This window comes from Streptomyces sp. NPDC043738 (genome assembly GCF_056436545.1).
Map to the genome: position 1 here is coordinate 387,905 of NZ_JBWKCJ010000003.1, position 19,354 is coordinate 407,258.

Below are 19,354 nucleotides of genomic sequence, written 5' to 3' on the forward strand. Positions count from 1 at the left end.
TGGAAGGACCTCACCGAGAGCGTCAACTTCATGGCCGACAACCTGACGTCCCAGGTCCGCAACATCGCCCTGGTCGCCACCGCCGTCGCCGAGGGCGACCTCGGCAAGACGATCACCGTCGAGGCCAAGGGCGAGATCCTGGAGCTCAAGACCACGATCAACACGATGGTCGACCAGCTCTCGGCCTTCGCCGACGAGGTCACCCGCGTCGCCCGCGAGGTCGGCACCGAAGGCAACCTGGGCGGTCAGGCGCAGGTCAGGGGGGTCTCCGGGGTCTGGAAGGACCTCACCGACAACGTCAACTTCATGGCGCTGAACCTGACCTCCCAGGTGCGCAACATCGCCCAGGTCACCACGGCGGTGGCCAACGGGGACCTGTCGAAGAAGATCGACGTCGACGCCCGCGGCGAGATCCTGGAGCTGAAGGACACCGTCAACACCATGGTTCAGCAGCTGCGGGCGTTCGCGGACGAGGTGACCCGGGTGGCCCGCGAGGTCGGCACCGAGGGCCGGCTGGGCGGCCGCGCCCAGGTCCACGGCGTGTCCGGCGTCTGGAAGAACCTCACCGACAACGTCAACTTCATGGCCGACAACCTGACGTCCCAGGTCCGCAACATCGCCCAGGTCGCCACCGCGGTCGCCAAGGGCGACCTGTCGAAGAAGATCGACGTCGACGCCCGCGGCGAGATCCTGGAACTGAAGACGACCATCAACACGATGGTCGACACCCTCTCCTCGTTCTCCTCCGAGGTCACCCGCGTGGCCCGCGAGGTCGGCAGCGAGGGCCAGTTGGGCGGCCAGGCCCGGGTCGAGGGCGTCTACGGCACCTGGAAGCGCCTGACCACCAGCGTCAACGACCTGGCGCTCAACCTGACGACGCAGGTCCGCGCGATCGCCGAGGTGGCCAGCGCGGTCACCCAGGGCGACATGTCCGGCTCGATCTCCGTGGAGGCCCAGGGCGAGGTCGCCGCGCTGAAGAACAACATCAACCTGATGGTCGCCAACCTCCGCGAGACCACCCGCGCCAAGGACTGGCTGGAGTCCAACCTGGCCCGTATCGCCAGCCTGATGCAGGGCCACCGCGACCTGGTCGAGGTCGCCGACCTGATCCTGCGCGAGCTGACCCCTCTGGTGAACGCGCAGTTCGGCGCGTTCTTCCTGGCCGAGGCGGGTGCCGAGCCGGGTGAGGGGCTCGAACTCATCGCCGGTTACGGCACCGGCCAGCCCGAGGCCCACCGCCGGCTGCCGCGACTGCGGATGGGCTCCCCCGGCTGGGGCCTGATCACCCAGTCCGCCATGGAGAAGAAGCGCATCGTCGTCGACGCCGTACCGCCCGACTACATCACCATCAGCTCCGGCCTCGGCGCCGCCGCCCCCGCCAGCATCGTCGTCCTCCCGGTCCTCTTCGAGGACCAGGTGCTGGGCGTCATCGAGCTGGCCTCCTTCAGCCGCTTCAGCGAGGTGCACCTGGCCTTCATCGACCAGTTCGTGAACACCATCGGCGTCTCGATCAACACCATCATCGCCAACGCCCGTACCGAGTCGCTCCTTTCGGAGTCCCAGCGGCTGACCGCCGAGCTCCGCCAGCGCTCCGACGAGCTGCAGCTGACCAACGCCGAGCTGGAGGAGAAGGCCGCACTGCTCGCGACCTCGTCCCAGTACAAGTCCGAATTCCTGGCGAACATGTCGCACGAGCTGCGCACCCCACTGAACTCCCTGCTGGTGCTCTCCCGGCTCCTCGCCGACAACCCCGAGGGCCGGCTCAACGCGCAGGAGGTGGAGTTCGCCGTCACCATCCACCGCGCCGGCTCCGACCTCCTCCAGCTGATCAACGACATCCTCGACCTGTCGAAGATCGAGGCGGGCAGGATGGACGTCCATCCCAAGCCGCTCCCCCTCATCAAACTCCTCGACTACGTCCGGGCGACCTTCAAGCCGCTCACCCTCGACCGCGGCCTCACCTTCGACGTCCAGGTCGGCGACGACGTCCCCAAGGAGCTGTTCTCCGACGAGCAGCGCCTGCAGCAGATCCTGCGCAACCTGCTGTCCAACGCCGTCAAGTTCACCTCCTCCGGCGGCGTGGAACTCCGCGTCCGGCGCGTACCGGGAAGCGAGTTCGAGGAGGAGTCCCTGCGCACCGCCGACGACGTCCTCGCCTTCTCCGTCAAGGACACCGGGATCGGCATCCCGCCCGAGAAACTCGACGACATCTTCGAGGCGTTCCAGCAGTCCGAGGGCACCACCAACCGCAAGTACGGCGGCACCGGCCTCGGCCTGTCCATCAGCCGCGACATGGCGGCGCTGCTCGGCGGACGGATCACCGCGGAGAGCGAGCCCGACGTCGGCTCGACCTTCACCCTGTACGTGCCGGCCCGCTACACCACCCCGCTCCCCGCCCTCGGCGACGGCTCCGCCCCCACGCCCCGCCCCGTCCTCGCCGAACAGCTCACCACCCGGCCCAGGCCCGTGATCAGGCCCGACCAGGGCTCGTCACGGGGCGACGTCTTCGCCACCGAGGAAGTGCGCGAGCACGAACCGGCGCCCCATGCGGGACCCCGCACCGGCGACGGCGGCGATGTCACCTGGCCCGAGACCACCCGCCTCAAGGACTGGCTCAGCGGGCGCCCCGGCCAGGTGCTGGCCAACCGCCGGATCCTCATCGTCGACGACGACATCCGCAATGTCTTCGCGCTCACCCACGTACTGGGCCGGGTCGGCATCCGCGTGAAGTACGCCGAGAACGGCCGCGAGGGCCTGGAGGTCCTGGACCGGACGCCGGACGTGTCGCTGGTGCTGATGGACATCATGATGCCCGAAATGGACGGTTACGAGATGATCAAGGCGATCCGGCAAGCCCCCCGCTTCGCGGACCTGCCGATCATCGCCCTCACCGCGAAGGCCATGCCGGGCGACCGGGAGAAGGCGATCGACAGCGGGGCCAACGACTACATCCCCAAACCGGTGGACGTGGACCGCCTGCTGTCCGTGATCTGCGCCCTCCTGGACCCCGAGAGCGGCACGCCGGGCCCCGGCCCCGCCACCAGCGACGAGGCCGATTCCGCCGGCACGGACCGGGACGACCGGGGAACGGCGGGGCAGCGGCCATGACGACGACACCGGACACCGCGCCGAGCATCCTCATCGTCGACGACATGGAGGAGAACCTGGTGGCGCTGGAGGCGGTCCTCGGCTCCCTCACCCAGAAGGTCGTCCGTGCCCGCTCCGGCGAGGAGGCCCTCAAGGCGATGCTCCGCGAGGAGTTCGCCGTGGTGCTCATCGACGTCCTGATGCCGGGCATGAACGGCTTCGAGACGGCGGCCAACATCAAGGGGCTGGACCAGACGAAGGACGTCCCGATCATCCTGCTGACCGGCGCCTCGGTCGACCCCAACTACGCCTACCGCGGCTACACGGTCGGTGCCGCCGACTTCCTCATCAAGCCCTTCGATCCGTGGCTGCTGCGGACGAAGGTGAACGTCTTCCTCGAACTGCACCGCAAGAACCGCCAACTGGCCGCCCAGGCAGAACAGTTGAAGCGGCTGCTGACCTCGGACGGCGGCCGCCCCGGCGGCCCGGCGGCGGATACCCCGGAAGCCTCGCAGGCGTCCGGTGCACCGCAGGGCCACGCGACCGAGGAGCTGGGCGAGCCGCCCGCGGCCGCCGCCCCGTCCACCGAGACCACCCGCCTGGCGGAGGTCGCCGCCCAGCTCGCCCAGCTCGAATTCCTCCTGCGGGACAGGGCGGGCCATGAGTCGGGCCCGGAGGCCGGCGGCGACGAGACGGACCGCGGCGAGGCGCACGGCGGCGAGCCGGAAGGGGACGCGGCGTCCGATCTGGCCGACCGCATCGCACAGTTGGAAGAGGCGGTGGGACGGCTGCTGACCAACCGGACCGGGTAGACGCACGCCCCGGCGAGACCGGGCCCGAGGAGACCGGGCCCGAGGAGACCGGGCCCGATGAGCGGAGAGCGTCAGCTCCTCGCGCCGCGGGAGATGCGGAACAGCACGTTCGGCCGCAGCGGCCCTTCGGGCTCGGAGAGGTCCTCGAAGTCGTCGGCCGGGTCCCGGGTCATGCCGATCCGGCGCATCACCGCCTGCGAACGATGGTTGGTGGCCGTCGTGACAGCGACGATCTCGGGCAGCTCGAGCCGGTCGAAGCCATGGGCCAGGACCGTCAGCGCGGCCTCTGTGGCGTAGCCCTGACCCCAGGCCGAGCGGGCGAGCCGCCAGCCGATCTCCACTCCTGTGAACGGCATGTCCTCGTCCACGTCGTCCAGGCCCGCGAAGCCGATGAACTCGCCCGTGGCCTGCACCTCGACCGCCCACCACCCGTAGCCCCGCCGGTCGAACTCGGCCTGGAACCGCGCCACGCAGGCATCGCTCTGTTCGCGGGTGAGCAGGTCGCCCAAGTGCTCCCGAACCTCGGGATCGGCATTCATCGCCGCCCACGGTTCGAGATCGGAGTCACGCCAACGGCGCAGGACGAGGCGATCGGTACGCAGTTCAGCCATGCTGCCCAGCCAACGCGAGCCATGGCGCCGAGGCAATCTCTTTTTCTTCCGGTTGTACCGCCCCCCGGCCCCGGCCCCCGGCCCCCGGCCCCCGGCCCCCTGAGGGGCATGCCCCCTAGCCTTCGTCCTCGCCACTCCCGTAACTCGCGAACCAGTGGCTGTCGAAGTATCGGGCCGTGGAGAACGGGTGCTGCCGGTCGGTGAGCATGCGGTAGACGAACTCGCTGGTCGTACCGTCGAAACGCACCCAGGAATCAGGGATGTCCTCCGTGATCAGGATGGGCCATCTGTCAGGGTCGGCGCCTTCGGTCAGCCAGTAGAACTGGTCGGCCTGCTCGGTGCTCGCCCACTGCAGCAGCCCGCCAGGGGTCGGGTACAGCTCGTACGGCTCCCACAGACCGCTCCTGCTCGCACTCGCCCACTGGCTCAACCACTCGGTGTGCCGGACGATGTCGGTGCTCTGGAAGCAGGCGCCGGGTATGTGGATCTGGAGGTAGTCGTCGAAGGCGCCGTCCCCGAACAGTTCGACGAGGCGTTTGTAGTCACCGGGAAGAGCCGTTCCGAGCCGGCCCTCGGTCCCCGCCCAGTCGACCGTGCGCGCGCTGGTGACGTCCCACCCCGTGACGGCGACGACCCCGTCCAACCAGGAAGCTCCTTCCGGCATTTCCGCTGCCGATTCCCGTCCCTCCGCGACGAGCGCCACGGGCCGTATGCCGTCGTCGAAACGGGCCGTACCGCAGCCGATCCACCGGCCCCCGTGCGCCCACGCACGCATCTCGACGAGCCGCTCGCCGAAGGGAGCCAGGAGCCCCAGCCCCGTTCGCCGGGTCAGGGTCGGATCGGTGAACCCGTCCATCACGAGGTTGCGCGGCTGCCCGTAGCGTCCACTGAGGGCCTCGTGGAGGTCGGCGAAGCCGGCCCCGTCCGAAGGCGCCCACAGACACACGTGCTCCGCCGGGTGCCCCGCCTCCTCACACTGCAGATCGCCCGCATCCGTCCAGGCCAGGCGATGGACGACCGCAAGGAACTCATCAAGCTCGGGCCGTTCGTGCGGCACGCCCCGGCCGTTCTGCTCGCTCATGGCAGGCATTCAAGCGGACGCCACTGACAACGCCCCTGCGGGTCGGCTCCCCCACGGCTCCCTACGGGCCCCCTACGGCTCAACCGCGCCCGCCCCGGCCCCACCCGCCGCGGAACCGGCCCCGCCCCGGACGCTCGGGCGGCCGGGGAATGAACGGCAGCCCGTCGTCCCGCGTCTCGGCCGTACGGCTCCACGCACGGCTCGCCGCCGGCTCCACATAGGTGAGATCGGTACGCGGCGCCCGGGCGGCCTCGAACTCGCGCGGCTCCTGGCCCGCGACCGCCATCAGGTCGAGCAGCATCCGCTCCGCCAGATCCGGCTCCAGCTGGACCCCCACCCCTTCGGAGCCCCAGCGCAGCACCAGTTCCGCGGCCCTGGTCAGGCCCTCATCCGTAGCGGTGGGAAACGCCAGGGCCAGCGAGGCCCGGACGATCTCCACCGCACTCTCCGCCTGCATCAGCCACCGCCACCCTCTCCGCTACGCCCACACCCGAAGTCCACACCCACGCCCACGTCCACATCCAGGCCCACGTCCACATCCAGGCCCACGCCCGGTACGGCGCATCGCCACGGCCCTCACGGCTTCCGGGCGACACACACCGCACACAGCCCGACCAGCGCCGGCGGCCGCATATGGATGAGCGTCGCGTCCTGCGCCTGCCGCAGGCACTCGTGACGGTCGAGCTTGGAGAACTGCTGCGTACTCATCGTGTCCCTGATGATGACTTCCCAATGGTCCTGGGCCTTGACCCAGTCGTTGCGATGCGCGATCCGCACGAAGGCGTCGACGAAGACCTGCTCCGCCAGCGTCCCGTGGAAGTAGCTCCCCAGGTAGTCGATCCGCGACGGCGGCCTGAGCCTGTCCCCCCAGCCGCGCCGCTGGAACAGCGTGCTCGTCGCGATGGACTTCACGCTCTGGATACGGGTGGCGATCACATGACCGGCCACCCCACCGAGGACGGCCGGGACGGCCAGCCAGCCGATGACGGACGCCAGCCACAGCAGCGCGTGCTCCGGCGGATCGATCAGGGTGAACGTCCTGTACACCTTGCCGGGGCTCGCCGCCCGGGCGGCGAAGACGTACAGCACGCTGATGCCCGCCGCGAAGGGCAGCCCCCAGTCGATGATCCACTGCGTCAGGCCCGCCAGCGCCTTTCTGGAGCGCCAGAGCCGTCGCAACCTCCCCATGGGGCGCGTCGGCGGCAGCGCCAAAGACATGGGTATAGGAATCGGGTTGTTCAACTACGCCCCCATTGCCTCGCTCAATGCCCCGAGTCTAGACATTCGGGACGCGTTGGAACCTCACAATCACCAGGCTGGTCAGGGGAGTTGGCGTCGCTGGACACCTGTTCCCACTGGGGCCGCCGCGGCTCCTCCGCGGCTCTTTGGCGGCAGTCCCGACAACGGCCGGGCGCCGGGGAGCGGAAGGCACGTTCGCAGCCGTCGCAGGTCTGGAACGGGAGGAGCCGGGCACGCGCGGGGCCGGCGGGAGCCACTGGCGCGAGGGGTGGCGGCAGCCCTTCGGCGAGACGGTGGGCGACCAGGGCTGCGGGACTGCGGAGGGGCTGCGGAAGCCCCGTGGTCAGCGCCCGGCGTACGGAGTCCGGGGCAACACCGCGTTCCAGCCAGGCGGCGACGGCCGGAGCGAGGCGCTGGACGTCCTGCACGGAGAGCAGCAGACGGGGGTCGTCCCGCCGCAGGTTCGCCAGCAGAGCGGACGCGGCGGGGTGATGTTTGTGCTGGTCGCGGGGTTGGGGGAGGGCGGGTGGGGGTGTCTTCGGTGCGGGCGGGAGCTTGGGGGCCGCCGATGGGGCGGGCTCCTCAGGGGCTGGTTCGGCTGCGCTCCGGCGAACGGAACGGGCGGCGGCCTCGCGGGCGCGACGAGCGCGGGTGGCTTCAGGGTTGTTGTACGAGATGGTTACGGTGACGAGCCGCCCTTGATCGTTCCGCTGCCGAATCCGCTCCAAGTAGCCGTACGCTTCTAACTCCCGCAGGGCGCCTGCGATGCGATCCCGCCCTTCGCGGGACTGCCGTGCGAGCGTCCGGATATCGACCGGTGCACCCTCGGGAAGCGACTGGATGTACGTGGCGAGCCCTCTGGCGAGGAACGACAGCTCACTGTGCTGGGCGAGATGGTTGCCGATGATGGTGAAGCCTGGTTGCTGGAATTCAGTCACCTTGCGGACTCCGGAGGTGGATCGTCGAACGACGTACTGGGCGCGCGAAGGCGCGTTAAGCTGCGGCTTAGCCATCAGGAAGCCTTCTCTTCCTTGGTGGTCAGGCCCTCGGTCCGGGATGCCCGTCCCAGTCGAGGGCCGTCGCATGTCTGCGGTGTGTGGTGTTCCTGCTACCGAGAGTGCAACGGCGGGACGAGCGGAGGCGAGCCCTCCGCCACTCGATCACCCGAGCGAGTGACGGACATGCGGTCCCCCGGTGGGGTTTGGTGGGTTGGTTCTTTTCACCTGGGGTTATTTGGTCTTTTACGGCCAGTGGCACCGCCAGCCCAGTTCCCGGCCTTCAGCCCCATGGCGGCAGGTCGAACTCCGCCCAGACCGTCTTGCAGGGCACAGGCCCAGGCCAGGTCCCCCATCGATCAGCGAGCGCGTCCACGAGGATCAGGCCGTACCCCGACTCCCCTACACCCGGAGCCTGTTGGACCGGGATCCGGTCCGGGCGCGCGTCCACCAGCTCGACACGGAGCGTGTCCGCGTCAAAGGACAGCACGATCCTGAAGTCGCGCCCCCGTACGCGTCCGTGAGAGGCGGCGTTCGCGGCCAGCTCGGCGACGACCTGAGCGGGGCGCTCGAACGGCACGCCCCAGACCCGGAGTTGCTCGACAGCGAGAAGCCGCGCAAGGCGGGCCCCTCGACGGGTGGCCGACAGCTGGACCCTGAACTGCAGCTTGGGCTCGGCAGTTTGCTGATTCATGTCACTCAGCGTGGTCGCGGGTATCTACGCTGACCAGTAATTGCACAGGTACGCGCGGTGACTGTCCCCTGGGGTGTCCCAGGGTGTCCCCGCTGTCCGGGAGGGGAAGGCGGATGAGCGTTGACGGGGCCGACGAGGCTGGTTGGGACCTCGAACAGGACGACGATTCCAAGGCTGTCGTCGGGGCTGTAGGGCGCCAGCTCAAACTGTGGCGGGAGGCCGCAGGGCTGCGCCCAGCCGAATTCGGGGAGTCCATGGGGTACAGCGACAACCTGATCTACAAGATCGAGCGCGGTGCACGGATCCCTCGCCCGGAGTTCCTCGACATGGCCGACGAGGTGCTTGGCGCAGGCGGAAAGATCGCCGCGATGAAGAAGGACCTGGAGCAGGCCCGGTACCCCAAGAAAGTGCGAGATCTGGCCAAGTGGGAGGCCGAGGCAGTGGAGCTCGGCGCATACGGCAACCACAACCTGCACGGCCTGTTGCAGACGGAGGAGTACACACGGGCGCTGTTCGAGACCTGGAGGCCTGCCTATTCGCAGGACCAGATGGACAGGCTGGTGGCTGCCCGCATGGCGCGGCGGAGCATCTTCGATAGGTCGCCGGCCCCTGCACTCACCTTCGTCCAAGAAGAGGTGACTCTGCGCCGGCCCATCGGAGGCACAATGGTGCTGCGGCGACAACTCGAACGCCTGTTGGAGGTAGGTCAGTTGCGGAATGTCGAAATCCAGGTGATGCCGACCGACAGCGATGACCATGCCGGGATGAACGGTCGGATTCAGGTGCTGAAGTTCGCCGACGGTACGGCCGTCGGGCATTCCGACGGTGCGTTCGCTGGTAGGACGATCTCCGACCCAAAGGAGATCCGGATCCTTGAGCTGCGCTATGGCATCATCCGGGCCCAGGCTCTCACTCCACGGGAGTCACTGGCTTTCATCGAGAAACTGCGGGGAGAGACATGACGCTCCGGCCTACTGGCATGTGGACCAAGAGCAGCTACAGCGACAGCAGCGATGGCCACGACTGCATCGAGGTCGCCTGGACCAAGAGCAGCTACAGCGGCAATGGCAACGAGCCCGACTGCATCGAAGTCGCCGCCACCCCCTCCACCATCCACATCCGGGACTCCAAGAACCCCGACGGGCCTCGGCTGCACCTCCCGCCGGCCACCTGGGCCGACTTCGTCGCGTACGCCGCCGACTCCGCGCGCTGACCGTGCGCCGGGTCGTGCGCGACGGCGCGTAGCCGCCGGGCGTGCAACTGCCGAGGGCTTCCTTCGTGCCGCCTACGGGGTCGGCGCGGCCGTGGCGGGAACGCTGTCGGCAAACGGCAGAAGGGGGAGCCACGGTGCGGCAGTTCGACCTGAAGGCAGAAGCGGAAATGCGGCTACAGTCCGAGAAGTTCGCCGCGGAACTGGCGCGGAAGCGCCGCGAGAGCCTGGCAGCGGCCGAGGGCGGCGCCCCGGCACCCGCATCGGCCGAGGCCACCGGCACACCCACAACCACGACCACGACGACGGACGCCAGCGCCGAAAGCGAGTGAGGGCCAGGGGCGATCACCACCCCCGGCCCGGTTGTCAGGGTCTGTCCGACGGGTCATGAAGCAGCGCCTGATCGGACAGGCTCGATTCGGCAGTGCCAGTCACACCGCGCGCAGTGCGTCCCAGGTCTGCGGGCCGACGACGCCGTCCACCTGGAGACCGTTCACGTCCTGGAAGTACACCACCCAGCTCTCCGTACGCGGGCCGAAGCCCCCGTCAACGGCCAGTGGTGAGCCGCCGTTCCAAGCGTTGATCAGGCACTGGATCTCCCTGACGCGGTCGCCAATGTCACCGCGCCGGGTGGTGGCAGAGCCGTCGTAGTAGCCGCAGTATCCGGCCGCGTCGGCCACAGCCGTGGTGCCCCGTGCCTCGACCGGCGTGGCGGAGGCGGCCGGGGCCAGTGTCAGGAGCAGCCCGCTCAAGGCAGCTGCCGCAGCGAAGACGGCGCGCTGTCGTGTACGCATGTGAGGTTCCTTCCCCCCAGGTCCTTGTAGATCTCCCGGTCAGGAGCTCCACAAGGAGGCTGGCTTCGGGAATGGGCCGCTACGCCGCTGCCGCCCACTTACACCCCTTGTGGGTGACATGGCGCGGAAACACGTGGCACCACGGACGCGTTCCACCCAACAGGCCGTATTTCACGAGGCGTTGAGGAGTGACTCGGCCAGCGTGCGCCATGCCGTGCGCGGGAAGGCGTACGGGCGGCGGCCGTCCGTGACGACCTGGACAGCCACGTGGTCGGCGCCCGCGGCGAACCGTTCGGCGATGCGGGCGGCGATCCGCTCGGGGGTGCCCCAGGCGAAGACGGCGTCGACGAGGCGGTCGCTGCCGTGTGCCGCGAGGTCGTCCGTGGTGAAGCCGGAGCGCAGCCAGTTGTTGGCGTAGTTCGGCTGGGCGAGGTACGGGGCGAGGGCGGCGCGGGCCGTGGCGCGGGCGGTCGACGGGCTGGTCTCCGGGATCACCGACACGGCGGGAGCCAGCAGCGGGCCGGCGCCGAGGAGTTTGCGGGTGTGGGCGGTGTGGTCGGCGACGGTGAGGTGCGGCTGGACGCCGGCGGTCCGGGTGGCGGCGAGCCGGGTCATCCTCGGACCATGCGCGCCGAGGAACCGCCTCGCCCTGGGGAGCGGCGGTGTCGAGCCGTCCAGCGCGTCGAGATAGCCGCTGAGCGCCGTGTACGGCCGGTGGTAGCGCTGCTCGACCTGCGAGTGGCTCACCCCCAGGCCGAGGAGCAGCCGTCCGCGTCGGCGGTCGGGGACGGCGTGGTACGCCGCGGCCAACTGGGACGCGGGCTGATGCCAGATGGAGACGCAGGCGGGCGCGACCACCGTGCGCTCGGTCGCCGCCAGCAGTTCGGTCGTCGTGACGAGATCGCCGCGGGGGTTGCCCCCGGGGTTGCCGCCGAGCCAGAGCGTGCCGTAGCCCAGCTCCTCCAGCTCCGCCGCGGCGTCGCGGGCCTCGCCGCGCTCCCCGTGGGTGAAGGCCAGACTCCAGACGCCGATGCGTCCCAGGTTCAGGCCGTGGTCGAGGTCGTTGAGGTCGGGGTGGACGTCATGGTCGAGGTCGACGGTCATGACTTGTGTGTACCGGCAGGTGGGCGGGGCCGACCGGCGCGCGGGGTGCGGTGGCCAAAATGCCGGGCCTATTCGCCCCGGAGGCCGCTCTTGACGCTGGCATAGGGCAGGCGCACGAGTGTCCTCCGGGTTACCGGATCATGGCCAGCTCCGGGTCCTCCCGGAGTTTGGCCAGGGCGCGGGAGACGGCGCTCTTGACCGTGCCGATCGAGACCTCCATGACCTCGGCGGTCTGGGCCTCGCTCAGGTCCTCGTAGTACCTGAGGACGACCATGGCGCGCTGGCGGGCGGGCAGCCGCATCACCGCCCGCCACATCGCGTCGCGCAGGCCTTCCAGCTCGGCGGGGTCGGGGGCCGGCAGCGGGTCCGGCTCGGGGAGCTCGTCGACGGCGAACTCCTCGACCTTGCGCTTGCGCCACTGGGAGGTGCGGGTGTTGATCAGCGCGCGGCGGACATAGCCGTCCAGGGCGCGGTGGTCCTCGATGCGCTCCCAGGCCACATAGGTCTTGGTCAGCGCGGTCTGGAGGAGGTCCTCGGCGTCGTTGGGGTTGGCGGACAGCGACCGCGCGGCGCGCAGCAGGACCGGCCCCCGGGCCCGTACATAGGACGAGAACGACGGGAACACAGCGGCGGTCGAAGCTCTTGTGCACACTGGCGTGGTCATGGGCTCAACGCTAGAAGCGAGGGGGGTCCGGGGGATCGGCCCCAGGTGCCGAAGCGCTCTCCGTCTCAAGTTGTACGGGTAGGGCCCACCCCACCTCCTTTGGGGGGACGGGCCCCTCAGCCCTCCCTGCCCGGGACCCCGAGTCGTCCCCACCCGGGACCCCGAGTCATCCCCACCCGGGACCCCGAGTTATTCCCACCCGGGCCCTGAGTCGTCCCCGCCCGGGCCCCTCAGCCGTCCCGGCCCAGGACCAACCCCGACGTGGGCACCCCCGTACCCGCCGTGACCAGCGCATGTGCGGCGTCGGGGACCTGGTTCGGGGACGTCCCGCGCAGCTGGCGGACGGCCTCGGCGATGCCGTTCATACCGTGCAGGTACGCCTCGCCGAGCTGGCCGCCGTGGGTGTTCAGCGGGAGCGTGTCCGCGGCGACGAGGTCGGCGGCCTCACCGGGGGCGCAGAAGCCGAACTCCTCCAGCTGCATGAGCACGAAGGGGGTGAAGTGGTCGTAGAGGATGGCGACGGAGATGTCGGCGGGGGTGAGACCGGAGGTGCGCCAGAGCTGGCGGGCGACCACGTTCATCTCCGGCAGGCCGGTCAGGTCGTCGCGGTAGAAGCTGGTCATCTGCTCCTGGGCGCGGCCGGCGCCCTGTGCCGCGGCGGTGATCACGGCGGCGGGGTGGCGCAGATCGCGGGCCCGCTCGGGGCTGGTCACCACGATCGCCTGGCCGCCGTCCGTCTCCTGGCAGCAGTCCAGCAGCCGCAGCGGCTCGACGATCCAGCGGGAGGCGGCGTGGTCGGCGAGGGTGATGGGCTTGCCGTAGAAGTACGCGGCCGGGTTGCGGGCGGCGTGCCGGCGGTCGACGACGGCGACCTGCCCGAACGCCTCCGGGGTCAGGCCGTAAGTGTGGAGGTAGCGCTGCGCCGCCATCGCGACCCAGGAGGCGGGGGTGAGCAGGCCGAAGGGCAGGTTCCAGCCGAGCGCCGCGCCCTCGGCGGACGGCTGCCGCTCCTGGACGCCGGAGCCGAAGCGGCGCCCGGAGCGCTCGTTGAACGCGCGGTAGCAGACGACGACTTCGGCGATTCCGGTGGCGACGGCCAGGGCCGCCTGCTGGACGGTGGCGCAGGCCGCGCCGCCGCCGTAGTGGATGCGGGAGAAGAAGGACAGCTCGCCGATGCCGGCCGCCTGGGCGACGGTGATCTCGGGGCTGGTGTCCATGGTGAAGGTGACCAGGCCGTCGACGTCGGCCGGTGTCAGTCCGGCGTCGTCGAGGGCGGCGTGGACGGCCTCGACGGCGAGCTTGAGTTCGCTGCGTCCGGAATCCTTGGAGAACTCGGTCGCGCCGATACCGGCGATGGCGGCGCGTCCGGACAGCGAGTCGGGGCGATGCAGGCTCATGCGGTGCCCTCCGGGAGGCTCACGGTGACCGTGCCGGTGACGTGGTTGCCCAGGGCGTTGGCGCCGGTGACCCGTACCCGGGCGGTGTCGCCGTCGACGTCGGTGACCGTGCCGGTCAACGTCATGGTGTCGCCGGGGTAGTTGGGGGCGCCGAGTCGTATCGCGACGGCGCGGAGCACCGCCGTGGGCCCGAAGTGGTCGGTGATGTAGCGGCCGACCAGCCCGTTGGTGGTGAGGATGTTCATGAAGATCTCCGGGGAGCCCTTGTCCTTGGCCGCCTCGGTGTCGTGGTGGACGTCCTGGTAGTCGCGGGAGGCGAGCGCTCCGGCGACGATCAGGGTGCGGGTGATGGGGATCTCCAGGGGTGGCAGCTCGTCACCGGCCTTGGTGCCGCTCTCGCCGCCGGCTTTGCTGCCGGCTCTGCTGCCGCTCGCGCCGCCGGCCGTCACGCCTGACCCTCGCTTGCCATCAAGTCCCCCAGTTCTTCGAGGAGTTGTGATCCCGAGCCGAGATGGGCGTCGAGCTGCCGGCCCCAGAGGAAGTGCCGGTGGACGGGGTGGTCGACGTCGGCGCCGATGCCCCCGTGCAGATGCTGGCCGGTGTGCACCACGCGCTTGCCCGCCTCGGATGCCCACCAGGCGGCGGTCAGCGCGTGCTCGGCGCAGGGCAGTCGCTCGTCGTACCGCCAGGCCGCCTCGTAGGCCGTGACCCGTATCGCCTCGGTGTCCATGTACGCGTCGGCGGCCCGCAGCAGGACGCCCTGGTTGGTGGAGAGGGGGCGCCCGAACTGCTCGCGGGTGGTGGTGTGGGACACGGCGCGGGCGAGGGAGCCGGCGCAGACCCCGACCTGGAGGGCGGCGAAGGCGATGCGGGCGGCGGCCAGCGTGCCGGGGTAGGCCTCGGCCCCGCCCAGCCGCTCTCCGGACGCGCCGTCCAGGGTGAGCCGGGCCGCCGACCACGGGGCGGTGGTCTCGACCGGCTCCCGCCGTACACCGGTGTCGTCCGTGCGCACCAGCCACAGCGTGCGCGACGCGTCCGGCACGAGGACGTGCGTGGCCTCGCGCAGCCAGGGCACCACCGGGACCGAACCGGTCAGCCGCGCCGTCCCCTCGGCCCGTGCCCCGGCACCCGCCGCGGCCCCCGTCCCGTCCCCCGCGTCCGTCCGTACGCCACCACGCCGGGCCGGGAACGCGCCGGTCACGACCGACTCGCCGGCCCGCAGCCCCGGCAGCAGCCGCGCCCGCTGCTCCGCGCTCCCGTGCGCGCCGATCGCCAGCAGGCCGTACACACAGGTCGCGGCGAACGGCACCTGCGCCGTCGTACGGCCCTGCTCCTCCAACAGCAGAGCGAGCCCCAGCAGCCCGGTCTCCTCGACCGCGCCCGGCAGACCGGCCGCGCACAGCGCCTTCCACAGCTCGGCGTCGGCGGCGGTGCCCAGCCGGGCCAGGCGCTCGGGCGTGGACAGATCGCCGAAGATGTCGGCCGCCAGCTCGCTCGCGGCCCGCTGCTCCTCCGTGGGCGTGAAGTCCATCTCAGCCCGCCACCTCGCCCTCGGGACGGAACACCGGCAACTCCCACTCCTCGTCCACCCGCAGGAACTCAAGCCGCACGGGCATCCCGATCCGCACCTTGTCGTGCGGCACACCGATCACGTTGCTGACCATCCGTACGCCCTCCGCCAGTTCGATGAGCCCGACGGCGTAGGGAGGGTCGAAGGCCGGGAAGGGCGGATGGTGCATCACGACGTACGAATAGACCGTGCCGGCGCCGCTCGCCTCGACCGTGTCCCACTCGGGCGAACCGCAGCCGCCGCAGCCCGGCAGCCACGGAAAGCGCAGCTCGCCGCAGCCGCCGCAGCGCTGGATCAGCAGCCGGTGCCCGGCGACGCCGTCCCAGAACCCGGCGTTGTCCCGGTTGACCACCGGACGGGGCCGTCTGGCCTCGGGCGTCCTCGACGGGCTGCCCGACGGCGTCCTCGATGAAGTCCTCGATGCGGCGGGGGCGTACTTGAGGACCCTGAAGCGGTGCGTCCCCGCCGGCTCGCCGTCCGCCCAGATGTCCATCCGCGTGGTGACGAAATAGCCGGTCCCCAGCTTGGTCGTCTTGCGCGCGGACACCGACTCGATCACTCCGCGGAAGGTGATCCGGTCACCCGGGCGCAGCGGCCGCAGATACTCCTGCTCGCAGTCCGTCGCGACGATCGAGGTGTATCCGGCGCCGTCCAGCAGCCGGGACAGTTCGTCGTACGCCCCCGAGCGGTCGGTGTGGCCCGACAGCCCGCCCATCGTCCAGGCCTGGAGCATGGTCGGCGGGGCGCTCGCGTCCGGCCCGTCGTACGCCGGGTTCGCATCGCCCATCGCCTCGCACCAGTGCCTGATCATCGGCGCGTTGACCAGGTCCTTTCCGACCCCAGCGGTGGAGGACGGCCGCCCTTCGTAGGTCTTCAGCCGCTCGTACAGCTCGTCCTGTTCGTGAGTCCTCGACCGCTCGTGCGGCCCGCCCGGACCGTGTGGCACGCTCATCGCCGCCCCCTCCGCATCCCCAACCGCATCGTCGCGACGATCTCCCGCTGGACCTCGCTCACACCGCCCCCGAAGGTGTTGATCTGCGCCGCGCGGTTCATCCGCTCCAGTTCGCCGTCCTGGAAGACGCCCGGCGAACCGGCCCGCACCAGGGCGGCGTCGCCGACCACCTCCTGGCACATCCGGTAGACCTCGACGGTGGACTCCGTCCCCGCGAACTTCACGCCGCTGGCGTCACCGGGGCCCAGCGTCCCGGCGCCCACATCGCCGACCAGGCGCCAGTTCAGCAGGCGGGTGGCGGCCAGCCGGGCGTGTGCCTCGGCGAGCCGGCACCGCACCCAGGGGCGGTCCGCCGGTCGCTCGCCGGACTCCGGGTCGGGCGTACGGGCGTACGCCAGCGCCGCGTCGAAGGCGTCCTCGGCCTGCATGCCGAGGGCGGCCAACGCCACGCGCTCATGGTTGAGCTGGTTGGTGATCAGCTGCCAGCCGGCGTTCTCCTCGCCGACGAGGTGTCCGGCCGGGACGCGGACGTCGTCGTAGTACGTGGCGGTGGTCGTCAGTCCGCCGACCGTCTCGATCGGGGTCCAGGAGAAGCCCGGCGCGTCGGTGGGCACGAGGATGATCGAGATGCCCTTGTGCTTGGGCGCGTCGGGGTCGGTGCGGCAGGCGAGCCAGATCCAGTCGGCCTGGTGGGCGTTGCTGGTGAAGGACTTGGCTCCGTTGATCAGCCAGTGGGCGGGCTCGTCCTCGGCGTCCGTCCGCTTCACCGCGCGGGTACGGAGCGCGGCGAGGTCGGTGCCGGCCTCCGGTTCCGTATAGCCGATCGCGAAGACGATCTCGCCGCTGAGGATCCGCGGCAGGAAGTAGTCCTTCTGCTGCGGTGTGCCGTACTTCATGAGGGTCGGGCCGACGGTGTTGAGGGTGACCATCGAGACCGGGGCGCCGGCGCGGTAGGCCTCGTCGAAGAAGACGAACTGCTCGTCGGGGCCGCGGCCCGCGCCGCCGTACGCGGTCGGCCAGCCCAGGCCCAGCATGCCGTCGGCGCCGATCCTGCGGAGCAGCGCACGCTGCGCCTCGGGGTCCTCGGCCATCCCCTGCGGCCCGTCGGGCAGCAACGTACCGAAGTACGAACGGAGTTCGGTGCGCAATTGCTCCTGGCGCGCGGTGGGGGCGAGGTGCACGTCGGCGGCCTCCCCTTCTGGTGGCCGTACGTCCGGCGCGCAAGGGGTGTCCGGGCGTACGAACGAGCGAGCGGGTTTCTGACTGTCCGTCAGAAACCCGCTCGCTGTCAAGGCCGGTGCGATTGAACCCCGGAGCAGCCCCATTCGCTCTCGGCACCGGCCCCGACATCACCCCTCGGTTCGGCCGCCACTCCCCAGGGCGGCGAACCGGCTCACCACAGCTCGGTGAAGTTCACGGTGGTGTTGTCCTGGTCGATGTCCGTGAAACCGGAGCCGTTCACGCTCGCGGTGTTGTTCTGGTTGGAGGCACCGGCACCGTTGGCGACCTGCTGGCCGGTGGTCGAGTTGCCGTTGTTGTTGTGGCCGACGCCAGTCCCCGTCTGGCTCGTCGCCGCCGAACTCGACCCGTTGTTCGCAAAGCCGCCGTTGTCGGCCTGCGCCACGCCGGACAGCAGCGCCACCGCGAAGGGCAGCGCGGCAGCCACGGCGATGATGCGGGCAGTACGGGTGCTTGCCATGTCTATTCCTCCTACGGAACACAACTTCTGGATCTGACCTGCTGGATCTGGTCTGCTGGGCCTGAGCTGCCGGACCCGGCCTGCTGGACCCGCCTGCTCGATCCCGCCCGACCCGGATCACGGATTCCACGAACTCCGCTTGTCCACCGGGTAGTTGGCCGACCACCACGATGCTTCCTCGACGTCGCGATCTCAGGATTGCCCACGAATCCCCGGCGAACCCGCCACGAAGGGGCGATTCCCTCGCAAGCATGAGGAACCCCGGGTAAACCCCTGCCGCGCCACCTCGCTCCGTCCGCCCCCCCTGCGCGAGGTAACGGCCTGCCGGAGCCCTTCCCCCGCAAGGGGTACGGACCCCACCCGACCGGCCCACCTGCCCGGCGCACGGGCGCCCTCGCGCACGCCCCCCTTCCCTTCATCGAACATTCGTACGAAAATGGAGCCATGGCCATGCACCGACGCCATGCCGAGCCGCCCACCGCCCTCCCGCCGGAACCCCGCACAGCCGCCCCCGCCGACGCCCACGGCGCCGCGCTCGCCCATGCCCTGCTGGCCGCCGAGCGCGGCTACCCCGTCATACCGCTGACCCGCGGCAAGCTCCCCGCCATCCGCTCCCCGCACCGCGGCCACCCCGAGGTCCCGCCCTGCCGCGGCGGGTGCGGCCGTATCGGGCACGGCGTACACGACGCGAGCACCGACCCCCTGGCCGTCCGCCGCCTGTTCGCCGCCGCCCCCTGGGCCACCGGCTACGGCATCGCCTGCGGACGGCCCCCGCACCACCTCATCGGCATCGACCTCGACACCAAGAACGGCGCCGACGGCCTCACCGCCCTCCGGTTCCTCGCCGAAGCGCACGGCGTGGTGATCCCGCCCACCGTCGTCGTGCGCACCCCCAGCGGCGGACGCCATCTGTGGTTCACCGGCCCGCCGTCCCCGCCCGTCCCCAACTCGGTCGGCCGGCTCGCCCCAGGCATCGACGTCCGGGGTGCGGGCGGCTATCTGGTCGGCCCGGGCTCGCTCACCACCCGGGGGCGGTACGTCCTCGCGCCGGAGACCCCGCTCCGCCCCGCCCCGGCACCGCGCGCCCTGCTCGCCCTCCTCACGGCCCCGGCCCCGCCCGCCCACCGCCCATCCCCGCCCGGCGCCCCGGCCCAGCCCGCCGCCGCGCTCGTACGCTTCGTCCGCACCTCACCGGACGGCCAGCGCAACGCCCGCCTCTTCTGGGCCGCCTGCCGCGCCTACGAGTCCGGCCTGGGGCAGGAACTCGCCGCACGGCTCACGGAGGCCGCCTGCCACACCGGCCTGCCCGAAGGGGAGGCACGGGCGACGGTCGCATCGGCCGCGCGGCGCGAGTGGGACCGGCGGGACCGGCGCGACGGGCGGGACCGGCAGGACTGACCCGGCGCCTCGCCCGACACGCAGGTTGCCCAGGACCGCCCCCGGTC

At 70.8% G+C, this 19,354-nt stretch carries 20 protein-coding genes; 6 read left to right on the forward strand and 14 right to left on the reverse strand.

The window, feature by feature from the left end; genetic code table 11:
* Together AC0680_RS07220 and AC0680_RS07225 are read left to right on the forward strand one after the other, a co-directional pair.
* A partial coding sequence (locus AC0680_RS07220; RefSeq protein WP_478625665.1) for a HAMP domain-containing protein occupies positions 1 to 3,108 on the forward strand: 3,108 nt, incomplete at its 5' end.
* Positions 3,105 to 3,899: a response regulator gene (locus AC0680_RS07225; protein WP_478625667.1), complete on the forward strand. Its 795-nt coding sequence runs from the start codon at positions 3,105 to 3,107 to the stop codon at positions 3,897 to 3,899. The genes AC0680_RS07220 and AC0680_RS07225, both read left to right, overlap by 4 nt.
* 71 nt (positions 3,900 to 3,970) lie before the next feature.
* On the opposite strand, the gene AC0680_RS07230 is transcribed toward AC0680_RS07225, so the two are convergent.
* From AC0680_RS07230 to AC0680_RS07250, 5 genes are all read right to left on the reverse strand, one after another.
* Positions 3,971 to 4,510: a GNAT family N-acetyltransferase gene (locus tag AC0680_RS07230; RefSeq protein WP_478625668.1), complete on the reverse strand. Its 540-nt coding sequence runs from the start codon at positions 4,508 to 4,510 to the stop codon at positions 3,971 to 3,973.
* Between the two features lie 115 nt (positions 4,511 to 4,625).
* Positions 4,626 to 5,591, reverse strand: a complete 966-nt coding sequence (locus AC0680_RS07235) for a hypothetical protein (RefSeq protein WP_478625669.1) — start codon at positions 5,589 to 5,591, stop codon at positions 4,626 to 4,628.
* A 79-nt stretch (positions 5,592 to 5,670) separates the two neighbouring features.
* The gene (locus AC0680_RS07240; protein ID WP_393486025.1) at positions 5,671 to 6,048 is read right to left on the reverse strand and encodes a hypothetical protein; all 378 of its coding nucleotides are present in this window, start codon (positions 6,046 to 6,048) and stop codon (positions 5,671 to 5,673) included.
* Between the two features lie 119 nt (positions 6,049 to 6,167).
* Positions 6,168 to 6,809 (reverse strand): DUF6313 family protein, encoded by a 642-nt coding sequence (locus AC0680_RS07245; protein ID WP_478625671.1) that lies wholly within the window; start codon positions 6,807 to 6,809, stop codon positions 6,168 to 6,170.
* Positions 6,810 to 8,108: 1,299 nt separating this feature from the next.
* On the reverse strand, positions 8,109 to 8,519 hold the full coding sequence (locus AC0680_RS07250) for an ATP-binding protein (RefSeq protein ID WP_478625672.1): 411 nt from the start codon (positions 8,517 to 8,519) through the stop codon (positions 8,109 to 8,111).
* Between the two features lie 113 nt (positions 8,520 to 8,632).
* On the opposite strand from AC0680_RS07250, the gene AC0680_RS07255 reads away from it, so the two are divergent.
* The 3 genes from AC0680_RS07255 (at position 8,633) to AC0680_RS07265 (ending at position 10,061) form a co-directional block, all read left to right on the forward strand.
* A complete protein-coding gene (locus AC0680_RS07255; protein WP_478625674.1) occupies positions 8,633 to 9,481 on the forward strand; it encodes a helix-turn-helix domain-containing protein in 849 nt (282 codons plus the stop codon).
* A 17-nt stretch (positions 9,482 to 9,498) separates the two neighbouring features.
* The gene (locus AC0680_RS07260; RefSeq protein WP_478625676.1) at positions 9,499 to 9,732 is read left to right on the forward strand and encodes a DUF397 domain-containing protein; all 234 of its coding nucleotides are present in this window, start codon (positions 9,499 to 9,501) and stop codon (positions 9,730 to 9,732) included.
* A gap of 134 nt (positions 9,733 to 9,866) precedes the next feature.
* Positions 9,867 to 10,061 carry a hypothetical protein gene (locus AC0680_RS07265; protein WP_478625678.1) on the forward strand — a complete coding sequence of 65 codons (195 nt, stop codon included), beginning with the start codon at positions 9,867 to 9,869 and terminating at the stop codon, positions 10,059 to 10,061.
* Positions 10,062 to 10,160: 99 nt separating this feature from the next.
* On the opposite strand, the gene AC0680_RS07270 is transcribed toward AC0680_RS07265, so the two are convergent.
* The 9 genes from AC0680_RS07270 to AC0680_RS07310 all read right to left on the reverse strand — a co-directional run bounded on the left by AC0680_RS07270 (position 10,161) and on the right by AC0680_RS07310 (position 17,909).
* Complete coding sequence (locus AC0680_RS07270) at positions 10,161 to 10,523, reverse strand: peptidoglycan-binding domain-containing protein (protein WP_478625680.1); 363 nt, start codon at positions 10,521 to 10,523, stop codon at positions 10,161 to 10,163.
* 171 nt (positions 10,524 to 10,694) lie between these two features.
* Positions 10,695 to 11,627, reverse strand: a complete 933-nt coding sequence (locus tag AC0680_RS07275; RefSeq protein ID WP_478625682.1) for a TIGR03620 family F420-dependent LLM class oxidoreductase — start codon at positions 11,625 to 11,627, stop codon at positions 10,695 to 10,697.
* Positions 11,628 to 11,757: 130 nt separating this feature from the next.
* Positions 11,758 to 12,291, reverse strand: coding sequence for a SigE family RNA polymerase sigma factor (locus tag AC0680_RS07280; protein ID WP_384424401.1), 534 nt, complete (start codon positions 12,289 to 12,291; stop codon positions 11,758 to 11,760).
* 230 nt (positions 12,292 to 12,521) lie between these two features.
* Entirely contained in the window at positions 12,522 to 13,688 is a 1,167-nt protein-coding gene (locus AC0680_RS07285) for a lipid-transfer protein (RefSeq protein ID WP_478625684.1), read from the reverse strand.
* A complete protein-coding gene (locus AC0680_RS07290; protein WP_478625744.1) occupies positions 13,685 to 14,059 on the reverse strand; it encodes a MaoC family dehydratase in 375 nt (124 codons plus the stop codon). The genes AC0680_RS07285 and AC0680_RS07290 overlap by 4 nt, the downstream gene beginning before the upstream one ends.
* A gap of 74 nt (positions 14,060 to 14,133) precedes the next feature.
* Positions 14,134 to 15,219 (reverse strand): acyl-CoA dehydrogenase family protein, encoded by a 1,086-nt coding sequence (locus AC0680_RS07295; RefSeq protein WP_478625686.1) that lies wholly within the window; start codon positions 15,217 to 15,219, stop codon positions 14,134 to 14,136.
* Between the two features lies 1 nt (position 15,220).
* The gene (locus AC0680_RS07300; RefSeq protein WP_478625688.1) at positions 15,221 to 16,210 is read right to left on the reverse strand and encodes a bifunctional MaoC family dehydratase N-terminal/OB-fold nucleic acid binding domain-containing protein; all 990 of its coding nucleotides are present in this window, start codon (positions 16,208 to 16,210) and stop codon (positions 15,221 to 15,223) included.
* Positions 16,207 to 17,391: an acyl-CoA dehydrogenase family protein gene (locus AC0680_RS07305; RefSeq protein WP_478625690.1), complete on the reverse strand. Its 1,185-nt coding sequence runs from the start codon at positions 17,389 to 17,391 to the stop codon at positions 16,207 to 16,209. Before AC0680_RS07305 ends, AC0680_RS07300 begins: the two co-directional genes overlap by 4 nt.
* 212 nt (positions 17,392 to 17,603) lie before the next feature.
* Positions 17,604 to 17,909 carry a hypothetical protein gene (locus AC0680_RS07310; protein WP_393485996.1) on the reverse strand — a complete coding sequence of 102 codons (306 nt, stop codon included), beginning with the start codon at positions 17,907 to 17,909 and terminating at the stop codon, positions 17,604 to 17,606.
* Positions 17,910 to 18,359: 450 nt separating this feature from the next.
* Here AC0680_RS07310 and AC0680_RS07315 point away from each other — a divergent pair, with 450 nt between their 5' ends.
* Complete coding sequence (locus AC0680_RS07315; RefSeq protein WP_478625745.1) at positions 18,360 to 19,307, forward strand: bifunctional DNA primase/polymerase; 948 nt, start codon at positions 18,360 to 18,362, stop codon at positions 19,305 to 19,307.
* Positions 19,308 to 19,354: the final 47 nt, after the last annotated feature.